Origin of the sequence: Phenylobacterium sp. LjRoot219, from assembly GCF_964252995.1 — a bacterium.
GTDB lineage: Bacteria > Pseudomonadota > Alphaproteobacteria > Caulobacterales > Caulobacteraceae > Phenylobacterium.
The window spans coordinates 868,282-881,281 of the sequence record NZ_CAXUQI020000001.1 but is presented as its reverse complement, the minus strand read 5'-3'; the positions used below and the strand labels follow the sequence as shown (position 1 = coordinate 881,281).

The window sequence follows — 13,000 nt, the reverse complement described above, 5'->3', positions numbered from 1 at the left end:
CGCTGGTGCGGGACGGTGGACTAGCTTCGGCGCTCTAGCACGAAATCGACGCTATCCCGCAGGAATTCGGCCGCCGGACCGAACGGCTCCAGGTGCGACTTGGTCTGCTCGACGAGCAGCTCCAGCCGCTCGCGCGCCGCATCGGCGCCCAGCAGGGTAACGTAGTTGGTCTTGCCCTTGTCCGCATCCTTGCCGGCCTTCTTGCCGAGCAACGCCTCGTCTCCCTCGGCGTCGAGCAGGTCGTCGACGATCTGGTAGGCCAACCCAAGGTCCTGGGCGAAAGCGAGCAGCGCGTGGCGCTGGCTATCGGTCGGCCGGGCGATGATCAGCGGCAGCTCGAAGGCCGCGGCGATCAGCGCGCCGGTCTTCAGCCGCTGCATGCGGGCCACCGCGCCGAGATCGTCGCGCACGCCGATCAGGTCGATCATCTGGCCGCCGCACATCCCGCGGGCGCCGCTGGCCTGGGCCAGCTTGAGAATCATCTCCGCACGGACGGAGCCGTCCTTGTGCGTGTCCGGGTGCGCCAGGATCTCGAACGCGGCGGTCTGCAGGGCGTCACCGGCGAGCACGGCGGTCGCCTCGTCATAGGCCTTGTGCACCGTCGGCCGGCCGCGGCGCATGTCGTCGTCGTCCATGCTCGGCAGGTCGTCGTGGATCAGGCTGTAGGCGTGGATGCACTCCAGCGCGCAGGCCGCGCGCAGCACCGGCCGGTCGTCGAGGTCGAACATCCGCCCGGTCTCGAGGGCGAAGAACGGCCGCAGCCGCTTGCCCGGGCCCAGCGCCGCATAGCGCATGGCCTCGGTGAGCCGGGATTCCGGCCCCTCCGCACGCGGCAGCAGCTCGTCCAGCGCCACCGTCACAAGATCGGCCGCCTCGGCCGCGCGCTGGGCGTGCAGGCTTTGCATCAGTTGAACTCGGCCGGCTCGACCGCGGGCGCGCCGCCGGCGCCCTGGACGATCTTCTCGACCCGCAGGCGGGCGGCCTCGAGCCGCGTCTCGCAGTGCGTCTTCAGGGCGGCCCCGCGCTCGTAGAGCCGGATCGAATCCTCCAGCGGCGCCTGGCCCGATTCGAGCCGCGCCACGATCTGCTCCAGCTCGGCGAGGGCCTGCTCGAAGGAAAGGGTCTGGATGTCGGGAGCTTCGGACATTGGCCGAACCTAGAGCCCGCTTCTGCCACGGTCCACCGGCTTTACGTTGCGCACGTTCGCCGAACGCGCCGGATGCCTCGCCGACGCGCGGAAGCCGCCGACGGCGTCCCCTTTTCCGTCACCGCCCGGCCTGTCCGGGCCATCCAGCCCAAGGCGCCGACCTCAGCTATGCGGAACAACTTGCAGATCGGTCGCCCGGAGGAGCCGGGCGAGGAGGAAGAGAGAGCGCCTACCGCGCGCGCTCGAAGCGGCGCATCGACCAGTATTTCCAGCCCTCGCTGTGGGCCAGCTTCCAGCCGCGGCGTTTTAGCGCGCGGCCGATCATGAAGTTGAAGAAGCCATGGGCCAGCACGACGACGTCCTCGCCCTGGGCGGCCATGCGCTCGAGCATGTCGGCGGCCTGATCGGCGCGGGCCTCGGCCTGGCGGCGGGTCTCCTGGCCTTCGTGATGGTTGAAGTACCACCACCAGACGCGGGCGATGAATCCCCAGGTCGATGGCGACAGCCGGATCCACGACGGCCAGTTGGGCGGCGGCAGCGGCGCCTCGATCAGTATCGCCTCGCGGACGAACTCCCGCCCCTGGGCCAGCTTCTCGGCGCTTTCGACAGCCCGCTGGCGGGTCGAGGAGATCAACGCGCCGCAGCGTTCGACGAAGCCCATCAGCACCGCCGGCGGGCTCTGGCCGGGCAGCAGGCCGAGGACCTCGTACTTGGCCCAGAACTCGCGGTACTCGCGGGCGCTCAGCTTCACCTTGCGCGACAGCGCCGGCTCGCCATGACGCGCCAGCACGATCGCGCCCGTGCGGGTGTTGGTCGACGCGGCGGGAACCTCGGCGGTCAAAGCGCTGGCCATTCCATCAGGACGGCCGCGACGCCGAAGCGTCCGGGCCGCGTTCCCTACCCCTCTGCCAGGGCCCTGACGTGCGCAAGCGACGACAGGCCCAGAGCCTCAAGGTCGTAACCGCCCTCGAGCGAGGACACAACCCGGCCCTTGGCGTGACCCCGTGCGACCTCGAGGATCGCCCGGGTCGCCCAGGCGAAATCTTCCGCCTCCAGACTTTGCCCGGCCTGGCCGATCGGGTCGGCGCGGTGGGCGTCGAAGCCGGCGGAGACGAGAATCAGGTCCGGGGCGAAGGCGTCGACCTTCGGCAGCAGGCTGGCGAAGGTCGCGCGCCACTGCTCGGCCGACGCGCCGGGGGCCACCGTCGCATTGACGATGTTCGGCGGGTCGTCCTCGCACGGCTGGCCGCTGCCCGGCCACATCGGGAACTGCTGGATGGAGGCGAACATCAGCTCCGGGTGGCCGCGGAAGGCCGCCTCGGTGCCGTTGCCATGGTGGATGTCGAAGTCGATCACCGCGACCTTCTGGAAGCCGGCGGCCCGGGCCGCGCGGGCCCCGACCGCGACGTTCGAGAAAATGCAGAAGCCCATCGGCGTGTCGGGCCCGGCGTGATGGCCCGGCGGCCGCACGGCGCAGAACGAGCGCTCGATCTCGCCGTGAGCGGTCGCCCGCACCGCCGCCACCACCGCGCCGGCGGCGCGGCGCGCGGCCTGCACGCTGCCGGCCGACAGAAAGGTGTCGGGATCGAGCTGCAGCACCTGGCGTCCCGGCGACAGGTTCAGCACCCGCTCGACGTAGGCGCGCGGGTGCACCAGCTCCAGGTCGGGAGTCTCGGCCAGCGGGGCGTCGAAATAGTCCAGACAGAGGTCGCTCGCCTCGTCCAATGCGTCGATCACGGCGGTGAGCCGCTCCGGCCGCTCCGGGTGGGTGGCGCCGGGACGGTGGTCGAGCATGTCGGCGTGGGTGTAGAGCGCCACATCCATGACTTCACTATCTCAGTCCGAACCCCGCCCATTGCAAGGACCGATGCTACGCCGCGCCGGTCCCGACGACGCCGAGACCGTGGCCGCGCTGGGCGCGGCGACGTTCAGCGAGACCTTCGGCCACCTCTATGCGCCCGAGGACCTCGCAGGCTTCCTGACCGCAGCGCACGGCGTCTCCCGCGCCCGGGCCGATCTGTCAGACCCCGGCAAGGCGATCTGGCTGCTCGAGGCGGCGGGCGAGGCGATCGGCTACGTCCTGGCCGGCCCCTGCGACCTGCCGCATCCGGACGCGGCGGCCAGCGACGGCGAGATCAAGCGGCTCTACCTGCTCCAGCGGGCGCAGAGCGGCGGCTGGGGCGGACGGCTGTTCGACGCAGCGCTGGCCTGGCTGCAGGCGGCCGGGCCGCGCGCCGTCTGGATCGGCGTCTGGTCGGAGAACCACGGCGCGCAACGGTTCTACGCCCGGCGCGGCTTCGAGAAGGTCGGCGAGTACGGATTTACGGTCGGCAAGACGATCGACCGGGAATTCATCTTGAGGCGGACTGCGGAGAGTTTTTCTAACGGGCGGCGTTAGCGGCGCTGCAGAAGACATTCTTTTGCCTAAGTGAAGCGTGTTTACCGAAGAAATATTGCACCGAATTAACTCTTTGGATATGTCCGCCCCCGCGCGCCGACCGCATTGTGCTGCTATATCGGCCCGCTCACGGAGGCGCTTGGGACTAAGATGCTCAGGATCGGCTACGTTCGGTTGCGGGATGAGGCTTCAGCGGTCGAAACGACCGCGCTGAAAGCGCTCGGATGCCATGTGGTTCGCGCCGAGGAATCTCCGGGCGAAGACGAGGCCGCGGTCCTGATGTCGATCCTGGATTTCGTCGGCTCCGGCGATCAGCTGGTGGTCACCCGCCTGAACAACCTCGGCGATTCCGCACGCGCCATCCTCGACGTGCTCGACCGGCTGCAACAGCGCGGCGCGGTCTTGGTCATCGCCGATCCCGAACTGACCAGCGAAGGCTCCGGCGGCCGCGCCCTGCGCGCGGCGCTCGAGGCGGTGGCTTCGGTCGAGCCGCAGCCGGCCCTGCGCCGCCGCCGCCCCGCCGCCGACGAGATCCTCGAGCTGCAACGCGCCGGCGTCGGACCGGTGGAGATCGCCCGCCGGCTGGGCGTCTCGCGCATGACCGTCTGGCGCAAGCTGAAGGCCGTCGAGGCCTAGCTGATCGCGCCCCCCGACATCCGCCCGCGCCGGCGGCTGTCATGGTTTGTCACATTGCCGATATCCGGCAGCAACTGCGCCGAACAATTGATCCCCCCGTGAGCCGCCCGCCCTTTTGAGCCGGCGGCCACGGGAGAGGATGCATGATCACCACCGCCGCCCCGAGGGGCAGGTTCTGGCGCACGGCCGCGCTCTGCGCCCTGGCCGCCGCGCCGTCCGTCGCCTTCGCTCAGGTCACCCCCGAAGGCGTGCAGCAGGCGATCGTCACCGTCGAGGATCCGCTCGAACAGGAGACGGTGTTGAGCACCGAGCGCGCGGTCCGCAGCACCCGCGGCGTGTTCCGCACCCCCTACAACGACACCTACCTGCGCGCCTATGTGCACAAGGAGGCCGGCAAGGTGCGGTTCGAGGTGCGCCAGTCGTTCAACTACGCCGGCTCCTACCGGCAATTCGAACAGGTGAACTACGAGACCGCCCGCCTGCCGGCCTCGGCCCAGGTCCGGCTCCTCGAGAGCAACCGGGAGCACTGCCAGGCGATCGAGTTCGCTATGGCCTGCCTGGAGAAGGTCGCCTTCGAGGTCAGCGAGGCGGAGCTGCGGCGGATCGCCCAGGCCTCCGGCGGCGACCTGCCCGACGCCTGGGAGCTGAAGTTCAAGGCCGCCTACGGCCAGGACCACCGCGCCACCCTGCCCAAGGCGGAGATCCAGGGCCTGCTGCGCGCGGTCGACGCCTACCGGACCGCCCGCAACTTCGCCGCGCCGCAAACCGAGCTGGCGCTCAACGACGCGGAGGCGGCCCGATGAGAATTGCACTCTTCGCCGCCTTCGCCATGCTCGCCGTCTCGGCCGGCCCGGCCGCCGCCGGCGGTCCGCAGGCCTCCGGCCTGTGGCTGACCGAAGCGGTCGCCCGCGAGGCCGCCGCCACCGTCACCGTCCGCCACCGGAACGCCGCCTGCCTGGACGCGGCCGCGCAGCAGCTCTCGGCCCAGCCGGGGGTCCGCAAGGTCGCGGTCGGCCGCGCGGCGCTGCGGGTCACCTACCCGACCCCGGCGCTCGCCGCCGAGGCGGCGGCGCAGGTGCGCTCGGCGGTCGACGCCGCCTGCGGCGCGGCGACCGTCGCCGGCGCCGACCCGGCCGTCCCCGACGCGGCCAATCCGTCCGTGGCCAATCCGTCCGTGGCCGGATCGTAACGGCCGCGACCAGAACAGCAGGCGCTTTGACGCAGCCGACAGATGTCTTTCGGTCGACGCCTTGCAGTCAGGGCGCCTGCACTTAAATAAAGCCCCGCTTTGGTGGCGTAAGCGACGCGTGCAAAGGGCGGTATGTTCGAACTGAATCTGGATCTCGCCTCGCCCGGATCCGCCACAGTGCTTGTCGTCGAGGATGACTCCGCCCTCCGCGGCCTGCTGATCCGGACGCTGCGCGAGAACGGCTACCGGCCGCTGAGCGCCGCCTCCGGCGGCGAGATGCTGCGCTGCCTGCAGGGCGGCCCGGTCGACCTGATCCTGCTCGACGTCATGCTTCCGGGGGCGAACGGTTTCGACCTCTGCCGGGCGGTGCGGCGGACCAGCGACGTGCCGATGATCATGCTGAGCGCGCGCGGCGACGAGGCCGACCGCTTCCTCGGCCTCGAGCTCGGCGCCGACGACTACGTCGCCAAGCCGTTCAGCGCCCGCGAACTGCTCGCCCGCATCCGCGCGGTGCTGCGGCGCACGGGGGCCGAGCCGCGGCGGGTGGAGATTTCGCGTGGTCAGCTGCGGTTCGGCGGCTGGGTGCTGGATCCGGCGCACCGCGAGCTGGTCTCGCCGGAAGGCGCCGCCGTCGACCTGTCGGGCGCGGAGTTCGACCTGCTGCTCGCCTTCGTCAGCCAGCCGCAGCGGGTGATCGGCCGCGAACGCCTGCTGGAGCTCTCGCGGGCGCGCATCTCCGACGCCTCCGACCGCAGCATCGACGTGCTGGTCAGCCGGCTTCGCCGCAAGCTGCGCCGCGACGGCGAGGACGGCGTCATCATCCGCACCGTGCGCGGCGTCGGCTACATGTTCGCCCTGCCGGTCGAGCGCAATTGAACAGCTTCCGCCTGCTGCCGCAGGGACTGATCGGCCGCGCCACCCTGGTGGTGATGTGCGCGGTGCTGATCGAATTCTTCGGCAGCTTCATCCTCTACGAGCACGACGAGATCCGCGCCTCGCGCACCGACCAGGCGCGCGAGGTCGCCGAACTGCTGGCGACCGCGGCGAAGGTGCTCGATAAGTCGCCGGAATCGGCCCGCCCGGCGGTGGCCGAGTCGCTGGCGACCGGCCGGGTGAAGGTCTCATGGCAGTGGGTCACCGGCTTGCCGAGCGCGAACGGCGCCGGCGAACTGACTGAGGTGCGGCGGATCATGGAAGCCTGGGAGCCGAAGCTTCACGCCGGCGACCTCAGGCTACAGATCGCGCCGAGCAAGAGCGTCGTCACCCCCAGCCGGCTGAGCGCGGCGGTCGAGCTGCGCGACGGCTCCTGGGCCGAGGTCTCCACCGACCTGCCGAAGAGCGTCCGGCGGCTGGTGGTGCAGCGGCTGGTCTCGGCGGCCATCCTCTGCGCCGGCGTGCTGGCGGCCGCGGTGCTGCTGCTGCGCAGCATGGGCGTGCCGCTGCGCGTGCTCGCCCACGCCGCCGAGACGGTCGGTCACGGCCGGGTGGTGCACGTGCCGGAGGAAGGCGCCCGCGATCTACGGCGGGTGGCGCGCGCGTTCAATTCGATGCAGCGGCGGATCGCCGACCTGCTCGCCGCCCGCACCCAGGCGCTGGCCGCAGTCAGCCACGACCTGCGCACGCCGCTGTCGCGGCTGCGGCTGCGGGCCGGCATGGTCGCCGAGCCGGAGACCCGCGTCGCCCTCGAGCGCGACGTCGACGAGATGTCGGCGATGCTGGACTCCCTGCTCGCCTATCTGGGCGGCCAGCACGAGAGCGAGCCGGCGCGGCTGACCGACGTCGCCGCCACCTGCCTCACCCTGGTCGATGCGGTCTGCGACGCCGGCGGCGAGGCGCGCTACCGCGGGCCGGACCAGCTGATGGCGACCGTGCGGCCGACGGCGCTGAAGCGCGCCGCCGACAACCTGGTGCAGAACGCGATCACCTACGCCGGAAGCGCGGAGCTGAGCCTCGCGCTGGAGGGGCGCGAACTGGTGCTGGCGGTCGAGGACGACGGACCCGGCATCCCCGAGGACCAGCTGCACCGGGTGGTCGAGGCCTTCCAGCGGCTCGACGACGCGCGCGCCCGCAACACCAGCGGGCTCGGCCTGGGCCTGAGCATCGTCGAGCGCATCGCCGCCGGCGAAGGCGGCGTGCTGCGGCTGAGCAACCGGCCGCAGGGCGGCCTGCGCGCCGAGATCCGGCTGCCGCAGGCCGGCTAGCTCCCCCTACTTCACGTCCCAGACCAGCGGCAGGTTGCGGATCGACATCAGCCCCGGGAAGACCGTGGAGTCGGCGCCCGGCTTCACCCGGAACTCGGGGATGCGGTTGAACCACTCCTCGAGCAGGATCCACAGCTCGCGCCGGGCGAGCGGCGCGCCCAGGCAGCGGTGGACGCCGCCGACGAAGGTGAAGTGCCGGTTGATCGGCCGCGCCGGGTCGAAGGTCCGCGCGTCGGGAAACTGCGCCGGGTCGAAGTTGCCCGAGCTGTTGAGGCAGGTGATCGACTCGCCGGCCTTGATCGTCACCCCGTGCCACTCGAAGTCGTGCTTGGCGCTGCGGCCCGAGCTGAGGATCGGCTGGGTGCGGAGGAACTCCTCGACCGCAGTCTCGATCAGCTCCGGATGGCCGCGCAGGCGGGTCTGGATCTCCGGTTCGAGCGCCATGCGGCGGAACATCTGGCTGATGGTGGCGGCGACCGTGTCCAGCCCGCCGAGCCAGAGGAACCAGACCATGCCGATCTTCTCCTCCTCGGTCGGCGCCCGCCCCTCGATCTCGCCGTGGACGATGCGCGACACCAGGTGGTCGTCGGGATTGGCCTCTTTCTCGGCGATGAAGCCGCGCAGGAACTCCAGCACGCCGCGCAGCGCCGCCTGCATCTTCCCCAGGTCGTTCGAGTGGAGGATGTCCCATTCCCAGTCGAGGAACTGGTCGAACATCGGCGGCGGGAAGCCCATCAGGCCCATGAAGATCCGCACCGGGTAGACGCGGCCGAAATCCCAGGCGACGTCCACCTCGCCCTTGGCGGCGAACTCCTCGATCATCTCGACGACCACGTCGCGGATGTGCGGCTCCATCAGCTTCAGCCGGGCCGGCGAGAAGTGCGGCATCAGGTACATGCGGTACTTGGCGTGCTCGGGCGGATCGACCGCCAGCGGGATCGAGCGGAAGGTCTCGCCGATCAGCGCCTGGAACTCGGCGGTGCCCTTGTTCGAGAAGGTGTCGTTGTCGGTGTAGACCCGCTCGATGTCGTCATAGTGGGTGACGACCCAGTTGCCCTTTCCGCCGCCGAGCGCGCTGGGTCGGGCCTGGGGCGCATTGTAGAGGATGCGCGGTATCTCCGGCCCGTTCAGCCAGTCGAAGGGCTCGTAGGGGTCGCGCAGGTCGTTGGGCACGGAGCCCATCGCGAAGGAGATGTCGACCACCCGGTCCTTCGGCACATGCGGCGGAACCGGAACGTCGACCCGGATCGAGTCCAGCGTGCGTGGTTTTGTCATTGTCACCTCCCGCGGCGAGCCTTGCGCGCGCCGGGGGCGGGGCGCAAGCCGTCGCGCTGATCGTCTCTGACCGGGCCGCCAAGACTTCGCCCCAGCGATCGACGACCGGCCGAGGTCAGCCGCCCGCCGGTCCGCGACACACTTTGTCACGCGGCTGCTGTCGAGCAGCAAAGCGCCTCCGCGAAAAGCAGCCTGCGGCGGCGGTCCACTTATCCCCCGTACGGTGGACTATCCCCAATCTTCCACCGGCCGTCCGAGACCGTCGCCGCATCCCCCGCATCCGGAGGCTGCCCATGGACCACGTACTCGAACGCGCCGCGCGTTTTCGCGACCAGGTTTCCCCCCAGCAGCAGGCGCTTTACCGGCGGCTCGCCAGCGACGGCCAGAGCCCGAAGGCGCTGATGATCTCCTGCGCCGACAGTCGGGTGGTGCCTGAGATCATCACCCAGGCCGCGCCGGGTGACCTGTTCGTCTGCCGCAACGCCGGCAACATCGTCCCGCCCTTCTCCCAGGCCAACGGCGGGGTCTCCTCGGCCGTCGAATACGCGGTGATGGCGCTCGGCGTGCGCGACATCGTCGTCTGCGGTCACTCCGACTGCGGGGCGATGAAGGCCTTCTCCAACCCGGCGGCGCTCGCCCGCATGCCCAATGTCGCGGCCTGGCTGCGCCACGCCCACGCCGCGCACAGCGTGGTCTGCTCCGCCTACCACGGACTGGACGACCACCAGGCCACGCGCGTGCTCGCGCTGGAGAACGTGGTGGTGCAGATCAACCACCTGCGCACTCATCCCTCGGTCGCCTCCGGCGTGGCGCGCGGCGAACTGACCCTGCACGGCTGGTTCTTTGACATCGAGACCGGCGACATCCTCGCCCTCGACGGCGACAGCGGGCAGTTCACCACGGTCCGCGAGAACGCGCCGCTGCCGGTGGCGCTGTCGGCGACGCCGCGCCTGGCCGCCGCCGACCTGCTGCGGGACAACGCCGCATGACCGCCGTCCCGGTCAGTTCGGAGACGCCCGGCGACGCGCAGGCGCCCGGGCGCACGATGCGCGACGTCACCGCCTCGGTGGTCGTCTTCCTGGTCGCCCTGCCGCTGTGCATGGGCATCGCCGTCGCCTCCGGCGTGCCGGCGGAGAAGGGCCTGATCACCGGCATCATCGGCGGCCTGGTGGTCGGCGCGCTGGCCGGCTCGCCGCTGCAGGTCAGCGGCCCGGCCGCCGGCCTGGCGGTGATCGTCTTCGAGATCGTCCAGCGCCACGGCCTCAGCATGCTGGGGCCGATCCTGTTCCTGGCGGGGGTGATCCAGCTGGCCGCCGGCGCACTCAAGCTGGGCCAGTGGTTCCGCGCCATCTCGCCGGCCGTGGTGCACGGCATGCTGGCCGGCATCGGCCTGCTGATCGTCGTCGGCCAGATCCATGTGCTGTTCGGCGACGGGCCGAGCCCGCACGGCCTGCAGAACCTGATGGCCATCCCCGGCGCCTTCCTCAGCCTCAACCCGACAGGTCTCGGCGCGGCGGAGTCGGCCTTCCTGGTCGGCGTCGCGACCATCGCCGCCATGCTGGTCTGGGAGAAGATCCGCCCGGCCAAGCTGAAGCTTGTCCCGGGCGCCCTGCTGGGCGTGCTGGCCGGCGCGGGCGTGGCCGCGGCTCTGCAGCTGCCGGTGCAGAAGATCACCGTGCCAGCGTCGATCCTGGGCGCGATCACCCCGCCGGACGCCGGCTCGCTGGCCAGGCTGGCGGAGCCGGCGCTGCTGGTCACCGCGATCGCCATCGCCTTCATCGCCTCGGCCGAAACCCTGCTGTCGGCGGCGGCGGTCGACCGGATGCACTCCGGTCCGCGCACCCGCTACAACAAGGAGCTGGCCGCCCAGGGCTTCGGCAACATGCTGTGCGGCCTGGCCGGGGCCCTGCCGATGACCGGGGTGATCGTCCGCAGCTCGGCCAACGTTCAGGCCGGGGCGCAGACCCGGCTGTCGACCATCCTGCACGGCGTCTGGATCCTGGCCTTCGTCGCCCTGCTGCCGTTCGTCCTGCGGCAGATCCCCAGCGCGGCGCTGGCCGGGGTGCTGGTGGTCACCGGCTGGCGGCTGGTCAGCCTGCAGCACGCCAAGCACCTGTTCGAGCGGCACGGCGTGCTGCCGACCGTCATCTGGGCCGCCACCTTCGTCATGGTCGTCGCCACCGACCTGCTGACCGGGGTGCTGGTCGGCATGGCGCTGACGCTGCTGGAGCTGATCCCGAACCTGCGCCGGCTGCGCCTGCGGATCCGGGCGCATGACATCACCCCGGACGAGCGCGAACTGAGCCTGGAGGGCGCGGCGACCTTCGTGCAGCTGCCGAAAATCGCCAAGGCGCTGGAGTCCGCCCCGCGGGAGGGGATGATCCGCCTGAACCTCGAGCGGCTCTCCAGCCTCGACCACACCTGCGCCGAGGTGCTCACCGAGTGGCTGCGCGGCCGCCGGACGAGCGGCGGGCGCGTCGAGGTGCAGGCGCATGAACCGATGCGCCAGCGCCTGGCCCTGGCCGGCGAACACGGCTGAGCCGGGGCGTCGGGCGGCGGTCAGACCAGGCCAGCACCGCCGCCCGACACAGTTTGCAACACGGCTGATGCGAGCCGGAAAGACACCGCTGACAGGTTCCGCGCGCCCTCCCCGGCGTCAGTAGGACCCGCAAGTGCCCAAGTCTGCGTATGCCCTGTTCGGCGTGGCCGCCGCCTGGCTGGCCGCCGGCCCCGCCGCCGCTCAGGCCGGGACCATCAGCGCCGAGGAGGCCGCAGGGCTGCGGGCCGAGATCGCCGTCTTGAAGGCGCAGATCAACGGCCTGGAGCAGCGCCTGTATCAGGCCGCCTCCGCCCCGCCGGTGCTCCAGATCCCCGCCCCGCCCGCCAAGCCGGCGGAGGAGACCCGCATCCGCTGGAAGGGCTCGCCCGAGTTCGTCAGCGGCGACCGCGCCTTCAAGGTGAAGGGCCGCATCCAGGCCGACGCCGGCTACGTCTCGCAGCCGCCCGGCCTGGAGGATCCGGCGTTCGGCTTCGCCAACGAGTTCCGCCGCATCCGCCTGGGCGGCGAAGGCGCGCTGGGCGCCGGCATCGGCTACAAGCTCGAGCTGGAGCTCTCCGACAACGCCGTCGACCTGGTCGACACCTTCGTCACCTACGAGACCGGCCGCTGGCTGGTGACGGCGGGCAACCACAACGCCTTCCAGGCGCTCGACGAGCTGACCGGCGACACCACGGGCTCGTTCATGGAGCGGGCCGCCTTCACCGACGCCTTCAACTTCGAGCGGCGGCTGGGGGTCTCGGCGCAGTACCGGAGCAAGCCGTGGCTGGTGCAGGCCGGCGTCTTCACCGACGACGTCGAGGCGCTCTCCGACGCCAGCGACGGACCGGACGGCGGCGACGAGAACGACAGCTTCAGCCTCGACGCCCGGCTGGCCTTCGGGCCCCGGCTCGGCGACACCCAGCTGCACCTCGGCGGCTCGGCCCATTGGCGCAAGCTGAACCGGCTGGCCGACGCCACCACCCGCTACCGCCAGCGGCCCTATCTGCACGCCAACAACAGCCGCATCGTCGCCACCCCGGCGCTGAGCGTCGACCAGGAGCTGAACTACGGCCTCGAGGCGGCGCTGATCCGCGGCTCCTGGCATCTGGCCGGCGAGGGCCACTGGCTGCGGGCGCGCCGGCCGGGCGCGCCCGACGCGGCCTTCTTCGGCGGCTATGGCGAAGTCGGCTGGTTCCTGACCCGCGGCGACGGGCGCGGCTATCGCGACGGCCAGTTCACCCGCAACGCCCCGGCCCGGCCGCTGGGCGACGGCGGCTTCGGCTCGCTGCAGCTCAACCTGCGCTACGACTATCTCAGCCTCAACGACGGCGCGATCCGCGGCGGCGTGCAGCGCGGCTACCTGGGCGCGCTGATCTGGGCCCCGCTGCGCGACCTGCGGATCAACCTGAACTACGGCTACCTCGACTACCAGGACGCCGCCCTGGCCGCCGTCGGGGGCGAGCGCGATTACGGCGTCCACGTCGGCGCCGCGCGCTTCGAGCTGGACTTCTAGCCGGTCGTTCGCCTGGACATCGCCGACCCGCGGCTCCATTTTCCCGGCTCAAACAGCCGTTCGCCGCCGCGGGCGCGCCAACCAGAGGATGGGCCGCCCGCG

14 protein-coding genes are annotated in these 13,000 nt (G+C 71.2%); 9 read left to right on the top strand and 5 right to left on the bottom strand.

What is annotated here, in order from left to right:
• Positions 1-20: 20 nt before the first annotated feature.
• From ACSQ14_RS04350 to ACSQ14_RS04335, 4 genes are all read right to left on the bottom strand, one after another.
• Entirely contained in the window at positions 21-905 is an 885-nt protein-coding gene (locus ACSQ14_RS04350; protein ID WP_436010093.1) for a polyprenyl synthetase family protein, read from the bottom strand.
• Positions 905-1,147 carry an exodeoxyribonuclease VII small subunit gene (locus tag ACSQ14_RS04345; RefSeq protein ID WP_436010091.1) on the bottom strand — a complete coding sequence of 81 codons (243 nt, stop codon included), beginning with the start codon at positions 1,145-1,147 and terminating at the stop codon, positions 905-907. Before ACSQ14_RS04345 ends, ACSQ14_RS04350 begins: the two co-directional genes overlap by 1 nt.
• 229 nt (positions 1,148-1,376) lie before the next feature.
• The gene (locus ACSQ14_RS04340) at positions 1,377-2,000 is read right to left on the bottom strand and encodes a histidine phosphatase family protein (RefSeq protein ID WP_436010089.1); all 624 of its coding nucleotides are present in this window, start codon (positions 1,998-2,000) and stop codon (positions 1,377-1,379) included.
• 44 nt (positions 2,001-2,044) lie between these two features.
• On the bottom strand, positions 2,045-2,971 hold the full coding sequence (locus tag ACSQ14_RS04335; protein ID WP_436010087.1) for a histone deacetylase family protein: 927 nt from the start codon (positions 2,969-2,971) through the stop codon (positions 2,045-2,047).
• Between the two features lie 43 nt (positions 2,972-3,014).
• Between ACSQ14_RS04335 and ACSQ14_RS04330 the strand changes: the two genes are divergently transcribed.
• The 6 genes from ACSQ14_RS04330 to ACSQ14_RS04305 all read left to right on the top strand — a co-directional run bounded on the left by ACSQ14_RS04330 (position 3,015) and on the right by ACSQ14_RS04305 (position 7,571).
• Entirely contained in the window at positions 3,015-3,545 is a 531-nt protein-coding gene (locus ACSQ14_RS04330; RefSeq protein ID WP_436010085.1) for an N-acetyltransferase family protein, read from the top strand.
• Between the two features lie 150 nt (positions 3,546-3,695).
• The gene (locus ACSQ14_RS04325) at positions 3,696-4,181 is read left to right on the top strand and encodes a recombinase family protein (protein ID WP_436010083.1); all 486 of its coding nucleotides are present in this window, start codon (positions 3,696-3,698) and stop codon (positions 4,179-4,181) included.
• Between the two features lie 143 nt (positions 4,182-4,324).
• A complete protein-coding gene (locus ACSQ14_RS04320; RefSeq protein ID WP_436010081.1) occupies positions 4,325-4,984 on the top strand; it encodes a hypothetical protein in 660 nt (219 codons plus the stop codon).
• Positions 4,981-5,370 carry a hypothetical protein gene (locus ACSQ14_RS04315; protein WP_436010079.1) on the top strand — a complete coding sequence of 130 codons (390 nt, stop codon included), beginning with the start codon at positions 4,981-4,983 and terminating at the stop codon, positions 5,368-5,370. The genes ACSQ14_RS04320 and ACSQ14_RS04315 overlap by 4 nt, the downstream gene beginning before the upstream one ends.
• Before the next feature lie 132 nt (positions 5,371-5,502).
• Positions 5,503-6,246: a response regulator transcription factor gene (locus ACSQ14_RS04310; protein ID WP_436010077.1), complete on the top strand. Its 744-nt coding sequence runs from the start codon at positions 5,503-5,505 to the stop codon at positions 6,244-6,246.
• Complete coding sequence (locus tag ACSQ14_RS04305) at positions 6,243-7,571, top strand: ATP-binding protein (RefSeq protein WP_436010075.1); 1,329 nt, start codon at positions 6,243-6,245, stop codon at positions 7,569-7,571. Before ACSQ14_RS04310 ends, ACSQ14_RS04305 begins: the two co-directional genes overlap by 4 nt.
• 6 nt (positions 7,572-7,577) lie before the next feature.
• Here the strand turns inward: ACSQ14_RS04305 and ACSQ14_RS04300 are convergent, their stop codons facing one another.
• Positions 7,578-8,846, bottom strand: coding sequence for a cytochrome P450 (locus tag ACSQ14_RS04300; RefSeq protein ID WP_436010073.1), 1,269 nt, complete (start codon positions 8,844-8,846; stop codon positions 7,578-7,580).
• Positions 8,847-9,139: 293 nt separating this feature from the next.
• Between ACSQ14_RS04300 and ACSQ14_RS04295 the strand changes: the two genes are divergently transcribed.
• The 3 genes from ACSQ14_RS04295 to ACSQ14_RS04285 all read left to right on the top strand — a co-directional run bounded on the left by ACSQ14_RS04295 (position 9,140) and on the right by ACSQ14_RS04285 (position 12,898).
• Positions 9,140-9,835, top strand: coding sequence for a carbonic anhydrase (locus tag ACSQ14_RS04295; protein ID WP_436010071.1), 696 nt, complete (start codon positions 9,140-9,142; stop codon positions 9,833-9,835).
• Positions 9,832-11,385 carry a SulP family inorganic anion transporter gene (locus ACSQ14_RS04290; RefSeq protein WP_436010069.1) on the top strand — a complete coding sequence of 518 codons (1,554 nt, stop codon included), beginning with the start codon at positions 9,832-9,834 and terminating at the stop codon, positions 11,383-11,385. Before ACSQ14_RS04295 ends, ACSQ14_RS04290 begins: the two co-directional genes overlap by 4 nt.
• A 133-nt stretch (positions 11,386-11,518) precedes the next feature.
• A complete protein-coding gene (locus ACSQ14_RS04285) occupies positions 11,519-12,898 on the top strand; it encodes an OprO/OprP family phosphate-selective porin (protein WP_436010067.1) in 1,380 nt (459 codons plus the stop codon).
• Positions 12,899-13,000: the final 102 nt, after the last annotated feature.